At 60.0% G+C, this 12,567-nt stretch carries 11 protein-coding genes and 4 pseudogenes; 9 read left to right on the top strand and 6 right to left on the bottom strand.

What is annotated here, in order from left to right; translation table 11 throughout:
• Window positions 1–172: 172 nt before the first annotated feature.
• Complete coding sequence (fasR, locus tag MLPF_RS05775) at window positions 173–859, top strand: HTH-type transcriptional activator FasR (RefSeq protein ID WP_045842707.1); 687 nt, start codon at window positions 173–175, stop codon at window positions 857–859.
• Here fasR and MLPF_RS05770 read toward each other — a convergent pair.
• Both MLPF_RS05770 and MLPF_RS05765 read right to left on the bottom strand, forming a co-directional pair.
• Window positions 846–1,094, bottom strand: coding sequence for a DUF3107 domain-containing protein (locus tag MLPF_RS05770; protein ID WP_045842706.1), 249 nt, complete (start codon window positions 1,092–1,094; stop codon window positions 846–848). The genes fasR and MLPF_RS05770 overlap by 14 nt on opposite strands.
• Window positions 1,095–1,447: 353 nt before the next feature.
• Complete coding sequence (locus MLPF_RS05765; protein WP_237755952.1) at window positions 1,448–1,663, bottom strand: hypothetical protein; 216 nt, start codon at window positions 1,661–1,663, stop codon at window positions 1,448–1,450.
• On the opposite strand from MLPF_RS05765, the gene MLPF_RS05760 reads away from it, so the two are divergent.
• Window positions 1,662–2,009, top strand: a complete 348-nt coding sequence (locus MLPF_RS05760) for an MmpS family transport accessory protein (RefSeq protein WP_237755951.1) — start codon at window positions 1,662–1,664, stop codon at window positions 2,007–2,009. The two genes, MLPF_RS05765 and MLPF_RS05760, sit on opposite strands and share 2 nt — an antisense overlap.
• Here MLPF_RS05760 and MLPF_RS05755 read toward each other — a convergent pair.
• Window positions 1,945–2,698, bottom strand: a pseudogene (locus MLPF_RS05755) (ferritin-like fold-containing protein). The gene MLPF_RS05760 and the pseudogene MLPF_RS05755 overlap by 65 nt on opposite strands.
• A gap of 274 nt (window positions 2,699–2,972) precedes the next feature.
• Here MLPF_RS05755 and MLPF_RS05750 point away from each other — a divergent pair.
• Both MLPF_RS05750 and MLPF_RS05745 read left to right on the top strand, forming a co-directional pair.
• A complete protein-coding gene (locus MLPF_RS05750; RefSeq protein WP_045842704.1) occupies window positions 2,973–4,499 on the top strand; it encodes a DEAD/DEAH box helicase in 1,527 nt (508 codons plus the stop codon).
• Window positions 4,500–4,510: 11 nt separating this feature from the next.
• On the top strand, window positions 4,511–5,734 hold the full coding sequence (locus MLPF_RS05745; RefSeq protein ID WP_045842703.1) for an Rv3212 family protein: 1,224 nt from the start codon (window positions 4,511–4,513) through the stop codon (window positions 5,732–5,734).
• Window positions 5,735–5,768: 34 nt separating this feature from the next.
• Here the strand turns inward: MLPF_RS05745 and MLPF_RS05740 are convergent.
• Window positions 5,769–6,587, bottom strand: a pseudogene (locus MLPF_RS05740) (ParA family protein).
• 236 nt (window positions 6,588–6,823) lie between these two features.
• On the opposite strand from MLPF_RS05740, the pseudogene MLPF_RS05735 reads away from it, so the two are divergent.
• The 3 genes and pseudogenes from MLPF_RS05735 to MLPF_RS05725 all read left to right on the top strand — a co-directional run.
• Window positions 6,824–7,371, top strand: a pseudogene (locus tag MLPF_RS05735) (acid phosphatase); the annotation flags it as partial.
• 81 nt (window positions 7,372–7,452) lie between these two features.
• Window positions 7,453–8,553 (top strand): isochorismate synthase, encoded by a 1,101-nt coding sequence (locus MLPF_RS05730; RefSeq protein WP_045842723.1) that lies wholly within the window; start codon window positions 7,453–7,455, stop codon window positions 8,551–8,553.
• The gene (locus MLPF_RS05725; RefSeq protein WP_237817263.1) at window positions 8,550–8,702 is read left to right on the top strand and encodes a hypothetical protein; all 153 of its coding nucleotides are present in this window, start codon (window positions 8,550–8,552) and stop codon (window positions 8,700–8,702) included. The genes MLPF_RS05730 and MLPF_RS05725 overlap by 4 nt, the downstream gene beginning before the upstream one ends.
• Before the next feature lie 269 nt (window positions 8,703–8,971).
• On the opposite strand, the gene MLPF_RS05720 is transcribed toward MLPF_RS05725, so the two are convergent.
• A complete protein-coding gene (locus MLPF_RS05720; RefSeq protein WP_162196884.1) occupies window positions 8,972–9,433 on the bottom strand; it encodes a hypothetical protein in 462 nt (153 codons plus the stop codon).
• Between the two features lie 43 nt (window positions 9,434–9,476).
• Between MLPF_RS05720 and MLPF_RS05715 the strand changes: the two are divergent.
• Window positions 9,477–10,448 (top strand): annotated as a pseudogene (locus MLPF_RS05715) (diacylglycerol kinase family protein).
• A 282-nt stretch (window positions 10,449–10,730) separates the two neighbouring features.
• Complete coding sequence (gene whiB1 / locus MLPF_RS05710; RefSeq protein ID WP_045842701.1) at window positions 10,731–10,985, top strand: transcriptional regulator WhiB1; 255 nt, start codon at window positions 10,731–10,733, stop codon at window positions 10,983–10,985.
• A 65-nt stretch (window positions 10,986–11,050) separates the two neighbouring features.
• Here the strand turns inward: whiB1 and MLPF_RS05705 are convergent, their stop codons facing one another.
• On the bottom strand, window positions 11,051–12,553 hold the full coding sequence (locus tag MLPF_RS05705) for a sensor histidine kinase (protein ID WP_045842700.1): 1,503 nt from the start codon (window positions 12,551–12,553) through the stop codon (window positions 11,051–11,053).
• Window positions 12,554–12,567 lie beyond the last annotated feature (14 nt).

The following is a 12,567-nucleotide window of genomic DNA, read 5'->3' as shown; positions in this document are numbered from 1 at the left end:
CAGGCTCGCATCGAGTGGACGCCCTGGCACGCCAGAATGTGTGCCAGGGCGTCCTTGTGCCAGTGCTGACAAAGCCGGCGCCGGTCGGGCTGACAACACGGGTAATAATGTCATTCCAACCAACCGACGGCCGGGCCCAACTGTAATTGGCCAACGAAAAGACAGGGACTCAATGAACGATCTCGCCAAGACAGCTCAGCGGCGTACTGTTAGATCTATTGACCGTGGTCGACTATCTAATGATATAGCGGCGTCCAACCGGCGCGGCAACCGATTATCCCGCAACGAGCGTCGTAACCAATTGCTTATCGTAGCCAGTGACGTCTTTGTCGACCACGGCTACCACGCGGCCGGAATGGACAGTATCGCCGATCGGGCAGGAGTCAGCAAACCTGTTTTATATCAGCACTTTTCGAGCAAGCTGGAGCTGTATCTGGCGGTGCTTGAGCGGCACGTGGACAATCTGGTGTCGAGCGTACAGCAGGCATTGCGCACGACCACCGACAACCGACAACGACTACACGCCGCAGTCCAGGCGTTCTTCGACTTCATCGAGCACGACGGGCAAGGCTACCGGTTGATCTTCGAGAACGACAATGTCACGGAGCCTCAGGTTGCCGCACAGGTACGAGTAGCCACCGAATCGTGCATAGACGCAGTGTTCGCTCTTATCAGCGCGGATTCTAGGCTGGACCCGCACCGCGCCCGGATGGTCGCGGTAGGTCTAGTTGGCATCAGCGTCGACTGCGCCAGATACTGGTTAGACACCAACCGCCCCATTTCCAAATCGGACGCCGTTGAGGGAACCGTACAGTTCGCCTGGGGCGGGCTGTCACACGTGCCGCTTACCCGTTTGTAGCGGACTCGGCCCCGATTCCAAAGCCTACCCGGCGGGCGTCGGCGACCCCGATCTCCACATAGGCAATCTTAGCGCCGTGTATGAGGAAACGACGGCCCCTCTCGTCGGTCAGGCCCAGCAACCCCGAGCCCTCGCATAGTACGGGGCTGACAAGTTCTTCGACTTCACCAGGCGTCTGCGCACTGGAGAAGGTCAGTTCGCGTGGACTGTCTGTGATACCGATCTTGACCTCCACTTATTGGCCCCTTCCGCTGATATGTCTCTGCGATTCCATGCAAACGTGTCAGCAGCAGACTAGTGGACGCATCAACACGCCCGGATACAGATGGGCCCATCGATCCCCCGGCAGCGCTTGGTGGAAAGCCTCGACGGACGGCTAGCCGCAGGTAACGATTAGCTTCCAGCTAAGACAACACGCTGCGCGACGCCAGATAACCGTTTATTCACATCAGTAGCATAGATACCATCGGCAACACAATGAACCGCTTTGACAGCGGCTTCCAGGACAATCTCGACGAGAGCTATGCGACTAACTGGAACCAACCGCTACCCGCCGGACGGCTACGACGAGCTACTCTGGCCGTCCAATCATAAATGGCGCCAGATCGCCGCACTCCTCGGCAGCGTGGCGGCACTCGGCGCTATCGCGACCACCGTCATCATCCACAGTGGAGACAACGCAACAACCAAGGCGACGGTGGGAACACCAACGCCCGGCCGCCCAGTGTTTACTACGCCGTCGATCCCTTTACCGGCGGCCCCGTCCAGCACGCCCCCATTACCCCCAGACACAGCAACCGCCATGACACCGCCCAAAGCAGCGCCACCAATGCTGCATCCACGCACCGTCGTCTACAACGTGACCGGCACGAAGGAGCTCCTTGACCTGGTGACTGTCGTCTACACCGACGCCCATGGCTACCCCAAAACCGAGTTCAACGTTGTGCTGCCATGGACAAAGGCGGTGGCCCTTAACCCGGGCGTCCAAACCCAATCAGTCGTTGCCACCAGCTTCCATAGTCGACTCCACTGCTCAATCGTCAACGCCGAGGGGCAACCAGTCGTGGTGTCAACCAACAACACGGTCATCGCAACCTGCACCGTGAGGCCCCGCCAGCTCGCTCCACGAGCAATCGGGGCGAAGCCCTAGCTAAGACTTTGAGTTTGTGCATCCGGTGGTCAAGTATCCGCTGCAAACGATCGACAAACGAACCGAGCTGGCTCAGACCACCGCTAACGGACACCACCAGGCTAACGAGCTGATCGTGATTGCCCAGCGAGTACTGCGCCTGGGGGATCGTTTCGCCGAACAGTCGACGCACCACACACTGCCAGCCGACTGCGTTGTTTACTGCTGGCGATTACCTCGACGACAACCAACTGCTAGTACGTGGTTTCCAACAGGACCAAACGCGCCGTGTCAGCAGACTGAACCAAACAATCCACCAAGCGGTCTCCATAATATAAGTCGAAGGCCAAGGAATCACCGACATAAGCTTGCACCAAGGCTTCCAACCACGTGTTCGGCTTGGTCAGCCAATGATGAGAATTTTCCAGCGCCGACACGTACTTCGACATCGCCGACACTACGTCAACACCTCGGCGCTCCAGGGCATCGTGCAGCAGCGCATAATACCCTATCTCAGCGGCGACAATGCTCACCAGCGAGATCCGTACCCGCAAGTCAGGCACCAGCCGAGCCTCACCGGTAAGACGGTAAAACGCGGCCACTATCCCATAGACCAACAACGCGAACAATTCGTTGACGGTCGAATAACCCTCCGGCAACCATGGCGCCGGCGAATCAGCCAATTGGTCCGCGGATGAGGGCGTGCATATCAACACCCTGGATAGGGTAGTTTAGAAGAAAATGGCGTCCACTGGGTGACCGGTTATCATGCTCATGTAGGTAGTGGTTGCATTTATGTGCTGCTGCTGGCGAAACGTGCGTAACACAGCTGTCCCACCCGGACTGAATTTCCATATAGACTGTAAAGTGGAGCCGGCAAATCGGCGACCTAATTCGGAGTCGGAGCAAATGCGCTCGTAAACCGCGACAGTAAAACACCGACACAAAAACCGATTCGGTCATCGAAAGGCTTGTCACCCACATATGACTGCACTAACCAGTACAACTGAACCAGCCTTTGCAAAACTTGGAGTCCGTGACGAAATAGTCCGTGCGCTGGCCGAGCGAGGCATTCAGCAACCTTTTGCTATCCAAGAACTCACCTTGCCACTTGCACTCGCCGGCGACGACGTGATCGGCCAGGCCCGCACCGGGATGGGTAAGACTTTCGCCTTCGGCATTCCGTTGCTACAGCGCATCAGCGTCGCTACCGCAACAAGGCCGCTGTCCGGCGCACCCCGAGGGCTGGTCATGGTACCGACTCGGGAGCTTTGTTTACAAGTCGCCGATGACCTGGCCGCCGCGGCAAAATACCTGACCGCTGAACACGACAAGCGGCGGTTTTCGGTGGTCTCCATTTATGGCGGAAGGGCCTATGAGCCGCAGATCGAGGCACTGCAGACAGGCGCCGACGTCGTGGTTAGCACTCCGGGGCGGCTGCTCGACCTGTGCCAGCAGGGCCACCTGCAACTGAGCGGGTTGTCGGTGCTGGTACTCGACGAGGCCGACGAAATGCTCGATCTTGGTTTCTTTCCCGATATCGAGCGTATCTTACGACAAATCCCCACCGATCGGCAATCGATGCTGTTTTCGGCGACCATGCCGGACCCGATCATCACGCTGGCCCGCACATTCATGGACCAACCCACCCATATCCGGGCCGAGGCACCGCACTCCTTGGCGGTGCACGACACCACCGAGCAGTTCGTCTACCGTGCCCACGCATTAGACAAGGTGGAGCTGATCAGCAGAATCCTGCAGGCGCGTGACCGGGGCGCGACAATGATCTTCACCCGCACTAAGCGCACCGCACAGAAAGTCACCAACGAGCTCAACGAACGCGGTTTTGCGGTAGGCGCCGTGCATGGCGACCTCGGACAGATAGCACGGGAGAAAGCCCTCAAGGCTTTTCGGACCGGCAATGTCGACGTGCTAGTCGCCACCGATGTGGCCGCCCGTGGAATCGACATCGACGATGTTACCCACGTCATCAACTACCAGTGCCCTGAAGACGAAAAGATGTACGTCCACCGCATCGGCCGCACTGGACGTGCTGGCCGCACTGGGGTCGCGGTCACTCTAGTAGACTGGGATGATCTGCCCCGCTGGGAGACGATCGACAAGGCACTGGGCTTGGGCTCCCCCGATCCGGCCGAGACCTACTCCAATTCGCCTCATCTGTACACCGAGTTGGCCATCCCCGCCGGGGCTAGCGGAACCGTCGGCGCGCCGCGCAAGGCGCAAATCAAACGTCGCGGCACCGACCGTGACAGGGACAAGTCAGGAACATCAACACAAGCCGCTAAGGCGGCGCAAACGAGCAATAACGTACAGCGACGCCACATCCGCGATGGCCAACCCGTCACCGGATATCCCACCGATAACCCGGATAACCCGTCCGCCGACAACCCGGCCACCAACATCCGCCGTCGCCGTCGCCGTCGCCGACGCAAGCCGACCGAGGCCGTCGAAAACGGTCTCGACAAAAACTTGGCTGTACAGGCCAACTGAACTGTTGACACATGGTCAGACCCGAACGCCGGACCAAGGCCGACATCATGGCCGCCGTGACAATCACGGTCGTCATCGCCGCAGTCGCGTCGCTGATCTGGTGGGCCAGCGACGCCCAGGCCACCCACAGCCGGCCGGCCGCCATTCCAGCGCCCAACCCGACTCCGGCGCGGGAAGTGCCGGCCACCTTCAACCAGCTCTGGACCGCTGCCAGTCCTGCCACCACCACCCCCGTGGTGGTGGCAGGTACAGTGATCACTGGCGACGCGCACCAAATAGATGGGCGCAACCCCGTCACGGGCGAGTCACGTTGGAGCTATGCGCGAGACAGCGGTTTGTGCGGGGTGTCCTGGGTCTACCATTACGCTGTCGCAGTCTATCGAGATGACCGTGGTTGCGGTCAGGTCAGCACCATAGATGGGTCCACCGGCCGTCGTGAAGCTGCCCGCAGTAGCTACGCCGATCCACACGTGCACCTGTCCTCCGACGGCACGGCGGTGTTGTCGGCCGGCGATACCCGCCTGGAACTCTGGCGCTCGGACATGGTCCGGATGCTCGCCTACGGTGAGATCGACGCCCGGGTGAAACCCCCGGCGCGGGGACTTCACTCCGGATGCACGCTGGAGTCCGCAGCAGCTAGCTCATCGGCGGTATCGGTGCTCGAGGCCTGTGCGAATCAACACGATCTGCAGCTCGTGCTGTTACGACCGGGCAAGGAAGACGACGAACCCCAACAACGCCTGGTGGCCGAGCCCAGGGTCCGGTCTGGTTCGGGAGCCCGCGTGTTGACGGTTTCCGATACCCATACGGCCGTTTATCTGCCCGGAGAAGCCGGCACACAGCCCAGAGTGGACGTGATCGACGAGACCGGAACCACCGTGGCGAGCACACTGCTGACCAAGCCGCCGTCGAGCTCGGCAGTGGTCTCGCAGGCAGGCAACCTGGTGACCTGGTGGACCGGAGATACCCTTATGGTCTTCAATCAGAGTAACCTCACCCTGCGGTACACCATTGCCGCAGGCGAAACGACTGCTCCAGTGGGGCCCGGTGTGGTGATGGCCGGTCAACTGCTCGTACCGGTCACAGGCAAGATAGGCGTCTATGACCTGCTCAGCGGTGCGAATAACCGTTACATCCCGGTGCATCGACCGCCGAGCAGCTCAGCGGTGATCCCAGCCGTTTCGGGTTCTACGGTGTTCGAGCAACGCGGCGACACCCTGGTAGCTCTAGGCTAAATTAATTGCGGTTACCATGAGCTCGTACGGGTTGCTAAATCTCGACAGTGAACGTAAGGGGGGATTGGCCCGTCTTCCAAATGCTTGAGCAACGCTTGTGCCAGGCCGCGATAGGCCAACACCCCTTAGTCTTGCCTTAGTCTTGCCTTAGTCTTGCGCCCGGCAACCACCACTGACGAGCCCAACGCACTGGCTTCGATGAAGCGCACTGTGTGGCGAGATGGGCGGTGACCAGCACCGGCAGCACATAGCAATCTGAGCGGTCGAGCAACATGTCACGAGTGTGGATGGTACGGGAATCGTACAGCGTCGGTAACGCACCCAGCAGTCGCAGATCCGGGTTGGTGATCTGCTGAACGTCAGCGACGGTGCACAGGAATTGGCCGACGCCGCGTTGTGCCAGTATCCCGCACCGCAGCGGCACGATGGCCTTTGCCAGTGGCCATAAAACCGTTGAAGGTGAGCACACTACGCGACAGCGGGCAATCATGACAGACCACGTCAAACTAGTCGGAGAGTTTGACCAACGCACATTTGAGCACATATTCGCGGCCCGTCCGCATCAGCAACACCGCCTAAGCGTCGGCGAGGTCAATGTTGGCCGAAAGCAGCGTCATTCCCCCACCGTCGTGACCAGCGCGACATTTGGCTCGAGCTCACCGAGCAATACCTCGTACACAGAAACCGGTAGTTTTTCAGGATCTTGGCCCAGCGAGATGGTCAAACAACCCAACGAATTCAGATCGACAAGCAGTACTCGCTCCCCAATCGCCGCACCCGGTGAGGCCACTGTTGTCGTCCTGATCACACTACCCTTCTGGTTGGCCACAGCCAGTACCCAAGTCTTAGTCACAAGCACTGTTCTCCTCCTGCAATCAAAAAAGGTGGGGGGCGGGCCCCCTGGTTTTTTTTGGGCCCCCACCTCATCGGGATCTCCTCTCTGCATCGTCGCCAGCGCGGTCACAGCGCCATCCTGGCACGTTCTCCGTGATGTCCTTCGGGTGCTAGCTCCGGCCAGGGGACGACATATCGTCCGGCAAAATCGTTCGACACGGTCTTGCACAACCCCACCGCTTGCTGCTATGAGATGGCGATACGGCGTGGTCGAAATCGGGCCAGCACACCCGGCTGTGCCTAGCTGGAGTTGGGCGATATCGGCCGAGCACAGGCCAAGCTAGCTGGGCAGGCCCTAGCGGAACAGAAACTCGTTGATCTGGTGGTGGTCAGTAACCCACGTCAACGTGACCTAATCACTGCCGAGTTGGCCGGAATTACCATCGACAAGGTATCTCCATTACTAGCTGAATGGGCCTACGGCTCCTACGAAGACCTCACCACTGCACAGATCCGAGAAGCCGAACCTGATTGGTTGGTATGGATGCATGGATACCCGGGATAAAAAACGTCTGGCAGGTCAGCGAACGCGCCTACCAGGCCGTCGCGATGGCATTCGAGCACTGGAGTCGCGTGACGTGTTATCCGCCAGCCGTGGCCACCTCTGCCGTGCGGTGATCAGACGCTGGATCGGGCTGCCGCTTGTCGAGGGCGGCCGCTTCGGTACGCGCACCGGCTCGATGGGGATGTGCGGGTTCGAGCACGAGCTACGGCAACTACACACTCTTGGGTTGCCTGGCTAGCGGCGCCTGGGTCGCACCCTACCGGACATGAGCCATGACGACGACACACGCCGCCCAGTGGCGCAGGAGAGAGCCGAACAAATGAGACCAAGCGAACCACCGTTCGCACTATGCGGGCCACGTGGGACTTTAGTTGCCGACGGGGTGCACACACGCTACGACGATGTGTGCTCGGCGCAAGCTGCACTGCGTTCCGGAGTCACGCCAATACTTTTGGGCGCGTTACCTTTCGATACTGACAGTCCCGCCGCACTGGTGGCGCCTAGTGTTGTACTGCGCACCAATACGCTGCCAGACTGGCCGACCGGCCCGCTGCCCACCCTGCGCATCACTGCCACCGTCCCGACGCGTGCCAACTACCGCGTCTGGATCAGCCACGCACGCGAGCAACTCACCGCACCTGGCAACTCGCTACACAAGGTAGTGCTTGCCCGCGCATTGCAGCTGACCGCGGACGCTCCACTGGACGGCCGCGCCATCCTGCGCCGGCTAGTCGCAGCCGACCCGACCGCGTATGGATATCTCGTCGACTTGACCGCAGCCGGCGACCAATACGCGGGTGTGGCACTAGTGGGCGCCAGCCCAGAACTGTTGGTCTCGCGCTTCGGCAACCGTGTAGTCTGCCGGCCGTTTGCCGGTTCGGCCCCACGTGCTACCAACCCCGAAGTCGACGCCGCCAACGGCGCCGCGCTGGCCAGCTCAATCAAAAACCGTCACGAACATCAGCTGGTCATCGACGCGATACGTGCTGCCCTAGAGCCAGTGTGCGACGACTTGACGATTGCGCCCGAGCCGGAACTGAGCGGCACCGCGGCAGTCTGGCACCTATGCACACCGATCAGCGGCCGGCTGCGCGACACCGCAACCACGGCAATCGATCTGGCCTTGATCCTGCATCCCACTCCAGCGGTCGGTGGGGTACCGACAGAGGCCGCATCCGAACTTATCGCAGCGCTAGAAGGTGACCGCGGTTTCTACGCGGGCACAGTGGGCTGGTGCGATGCCAGAGGCGACGGCCACTGGGTGGTATCCATCCGCTGTGCTCAGCTATCGGCCGACCGCCGCATAGCCCTCGCCCATGCTGGCGGAGGCATCGTTGCCGAATCCGATCCCGATAACGAAGTTGATGAGACCACAACGAAATTTGCGACGATTCTGAACGCTTTGGGAGTTAAGCAGTGACCGAGTACATCCACCGCACCAGACCGGAAAATGCCGCAGAAATTACAGCCATGATCCACGCGTTAGCCGAATTCGATCGTGCTGACGATCAGTGCACTGTCACCGAAACACAAATTTCCGCAGCATTTTTTCGGAATTTTACTAACTGATTGAAGGGCACATTGCCGAAGCGGACAGTGAACTCACCGCAATGGCGCTATGGTTCATGGTTCCGTAACTTCTCTACATGGCACGGCGTTGCCAGCATATACTTGGAGGACCTGTTCGCACAACCGAGGTTGCTCCTGCGCGGCCCGGCTCGTGCACTGCTGGCGGCCGAATGCCTTGACAACAGTCACAACGGATTGTCATGGGAGGTGCTGAAGCCATCGCGTTGTTATGGTGGGATCTAGAGACATCCGGAGCGCGAATGGACCACCTACTGATACTGACTGTCCGCCCTACGGTTGGCTTCGCAGGCCAGACTACGCTGATCGGCGCCAGCGGACCAGCGTACAGCTGGTGGACTGAAAAGCAATACCAATACGGTCATCGCCACGATTCCCAGTGGGAATCCGAAGGGTAACTGATTCGAGCTTACCACGAGGTACCACGCTACAGGCAACAACAGCAATTGGGTGAACACCGCCAGCCCGCGGCCCCAACGCTTGCCCACCATCAACGCACATCCGGCAGCAATCACCGCAACGCCGACCAAAACGAACCAGATCGCCGTGCCCAAGCTGTTAACGACGCGTTGATCGGCGCCGGCGAGCCCGCGAACCACCAGCGCCGCAGCCACCACCAGCGCGGCTACACCTTGCACCGCGACAATTAGTCCTGCGCCCCGCACAGCAGCTGGAGTGCGGAAGGATACCGCCCGCTTATTTGGGAGTGTCACAGCGTCAGCATAGTCACGCGGGCTGCACCTAAGCTCATGCGTCATGAGTACCGTGCGGATAGTAAACCCTATAGCCAGCGCGACCACACCAGCCGGTCACGACTTGGTGGCGCACGCACTCAAGCGCAATCATCAACTCACCGTTGAACACAACAACCAACGAATTTTTCATAGTGCAGAACTCGCACACAAGCAACCGTTGAAGACTGGAGTGGACCTAGTCGTCGTACAGGCGATGACCGCACAGTCAGCTGTAGTGGCCAATGGTTTACCCGGTACCCTCCCGGTCCAGGGCTCACCGGGCGGGTACCTGCGGTCGCCGTGGCGCCTGGCAGCTCGGCGAATGTGCTAGCCCTCTCCCGCGACCCGCTCGCTGCCACCAACCAGCTCATCCAGTTACTCGACGACTACCGCCGTTCCCAGATTTGACGCCGTATAAGGCTAAATCGACTATGGCGACGGTAGGCCCTGTTCCACGCCAGAATTGCCAGAATTGGGTGTCGATGCTGAAGTAGTAGCCGCCCGGTCGAGGCCGCACGCAACAAGGGCGGCAACGTCACACCATGGCGCTATAGCCGCGCGGCAGTACCCGCCGTGCGGGACTACACGTGCCGCGAACCTATCCTTGCGCTGCAACTTTCTCGGCCGCGAATCGAGAACCGGAGTGGACTTTAATCTTTCACGTCCAACTCGAGTCTGTGGACCTACGCGAACGACCGACCAGTGTGGACCAAATCCTGGATGCAGCTTTGACGCTGAACTGAGCGTGTTCGTCCCGACCAACATGAAGCCGGCCCCCACCTTGAGAATCGTCCGGCAGATGTTCGCCAAACAGCCCAAGTTCAAGCACCTCATCACCGCGGATGATGTGCCGTTCCTACGAGTCACATCCACTGGGGCCCCAATCACTAGTCAGTTAGATGGGGATTATCTCGACCTGCGTGACATCATGACGTTCCGGGCGGTTCAAGACACGCTGCTAGTCGTCACCTCCGCTTGCCAAAACCGTACCTGAACTGCACTAACCAAGAATCTGATGCATACCTGGTAAGATAATTCGCAGCAATGGAGTCGGCAGCGATGTAGTAAAGCGACGTAAGGACGTGGATACTAGACGGTCAAAGTGAGGTTGCCCACGATCCACCTTCCGCTATTGACATATGTTGCTCCTGTGAAAAGATGGAAAGGTTGCACGCAATTGCCTTAGAGGTACGGAGCTTTATCTTGTGCACGCGTTGACAGCCAAGGAAAAATATCCCGTGCGCCTTGCTGCGCAAACGGTAAGGAGTAACAAAGTATGGATTGGCGCCATAAGGCGGTCTGTCGCGACGAGGATCCGGAGTTGTTCTTTCCCGTAGGGAACAGCGGCCCGGCAATCGCACAGATCGCTGACGCGAAACTGGTCTGCAATAGGTGCCCAGTCACCACAGAGTGCCTTGCCTGGGCCCTCAACACAGGTCAGGACTCGGGCGTCTGGGGCGGTATGAGTGAAGACGAGCGACGAGCGCTGAAACGTCGCAACGCCCGGACAAAGGCCCGCAGCGGAGTCTGACCCAGTTCAGACCAGTGCGACCGTGACAATCTATCGAGGCCGCATTGTTCATTGTTCCGTACCCGCTACAGCCGCAAGCGGGCCCGACGGCCAATTGGCACCCGCAGCACCACATCGGTGCCACGATCGGGGGCTTCACGCATGCCTAACGAGCCGTCCAACTCGGAAGACACCAAGGTCCGCACAATTTGCAGACCCAAGTTGTCTGACCGTTCCAAGTTGAATCCTTGAGGTAGCCCACGGCCGTCGTCGTGCACGACAACATCGAGCCAACGCGCCGAACGCTCGGCACGAATCGCCACAAACCCCTCTTGGGACGCCGGATCGAATGCATGCTCGATCGCGTTCTGCACTAGTTCTGTGATCACCATGATCAGTGCCGTGGCACGGTCTGAATCCAGAACGCCCAGGTCGCCGACCCGGTTGATCCGGATCGGCCTGTCCACCGACGCCACATCGTTCATGATCGGCAGAATCCGGTCGATGACCTCGTCAAGGTTGACTTGCTCGTCCACCGACATCGACAACGCGTCGTGAACCAACGCGATCGACGACACCCGTCGCACCGACTCGATCAACGCTTCCCGCCCTTCGGCGTTGGCCATCCTCCGGGCCTGTAACCGCAGCAGTGCCGCGACAGTTTGTAGGTTGTTCTTGACCCGGTGGTGTATTTCCCGGATCGTGGCGTCCTTAGAGATCAGCGCACGATCACGGCGCTTCACCTCGGTGACGTCACGGACCAGCACGGCCGCGCCTACGCTCGAACCATGCACCACCAACGGCAGCGTCCGCAGCAGCACCGTAGCCCCACCGGCGTCAACCTCCACTCGCATGCTCGGCCCGCCGTCCAGCAAGTCCTGCACATGCTTGGCCACCTCCTGCGCCTCGAAGGGGTCCGACAGCAGCGGCCGAGTGACTTTCACCAGATTGCGGCCCTGCAATTCGACAGTCAGGCCCATCCGGTGGAATGCCGACAACGCGTTGGGGCTGGCAAAGGCGACGACACCGTTGCGGTCGAGGCGAATGAAACCATCGCCTGCACGCGGAGTAGAATGCGACACGGCCACGTCTCCCACGTCGGGGAAAGTACCCTCTGCCAGCATGTGCAGAAGATCTGTAGCGCACGCTAGGTAGGCGATCTCCAAGTTGCCGGGCCTGCGGCGCGCCGCCAGTTCAACATGGTGCTGCGTCAGCACCGCAACCACCTGGTCGCCATACCGCACCGGAGAAGCCGCGACGTGCCGACCGAACGGCAGCCACGAGCGCTGCTTACCCGCAACGTCTTCATGCTGAGCGACGCCAGAGGCAAACATCTCAGTGACAAGCGGCAGCATATCGGCGCTTGCGACGCTACCCACAGCATCAGTCTGCAGAACCGTCGGCGCAGTATGCGGCCGGCATTGCGCAACACAGACCAGCACCCCGTCATCACGGCTGACCCACATCAGGTAATCGGCAAAGGACAGGTCAGCAAGTAGCTGCCACTCCCCGACCACCGCATGCAAGTGGCCAACGGCGTTGCCCGGCAACACCGTGTGTTCAGCAAGCAGATCACCGAGAGTAGACATCTGTCACTCCTGGA

Origin of the sequence: Mycobacterium lepromatosis, from assembly GCF_000975265.2 — a bacterium.
Classification (GTDB): domain Bacteria; phylum Actinomycetota; class Actinomycetes; order Mycobacteriales; family Mycobacteriaceae; genus Mycobacterium; species Mycobacterium lepromatosis.
This window is presented reverse-complemented; position numbering and strand designations above follow the sequence as displayed.

Excerpts from the sequence above, each read along its gene's own strand:
- fasR (WP_045842707.1), top strand. The coding sequence starts at position 173 with ATGAACGATCTCGCCAAGACAGCTCAGCGGCGTACTGTTAGATCTATT.
- MLPF_RS05760 (WP_237755951.1), top strand. The coding sequence starts at position 1,662 with ATGACACCGCCCAAAGCAGCGCCACCAATGCTGCATCCACGCACCGTC.
- MLPF_RS05765 (WP_237755952.1), bottom strand. The coding sequence starts at position 1,663 with ATGGCGGTTGCTGTGTCTGGGGGTAATGGGGGCGTGCTGGACGGGGCC.
- MLPF_RS05750 (WP_045842704.1), top strand. The coding sequence starts at position 2,973 with ATGACTGCACTAACCAGTACAACTGAACCAGCCTTTGCAAAACTTGGA.
- MLPF_RS05745 (WP_045842703.1), top strand. The coding sequence starts at position 4,511 with ATGGTCAGACCCGAACGCCGGACCAAGGCCGACATCATGGCCGCCGTG.
- MLPF_RS05730 (WP_045842723.1), top strand. The coding sequence starts at position 7,453 with ATGAGACCAAGCGAACCACCGTTCGCACTATGCGGGCCACGTGGGACT.
- whiB1 (WP_045842701.1), top strand. The coding sequence starts at position 10,731 with ATGGATTGGCGCCATAAGGCGGTCTGTCGCGACGAGGATCCGGAGTTG.
- MLPF_RS05705 (WP_045842700.1), bottom strand. The coding sequence starts at position 12,553 with ATGTCTACTCTCGGTGATCTGCTTGCTGAACACACGGTGTTGCCGGGC.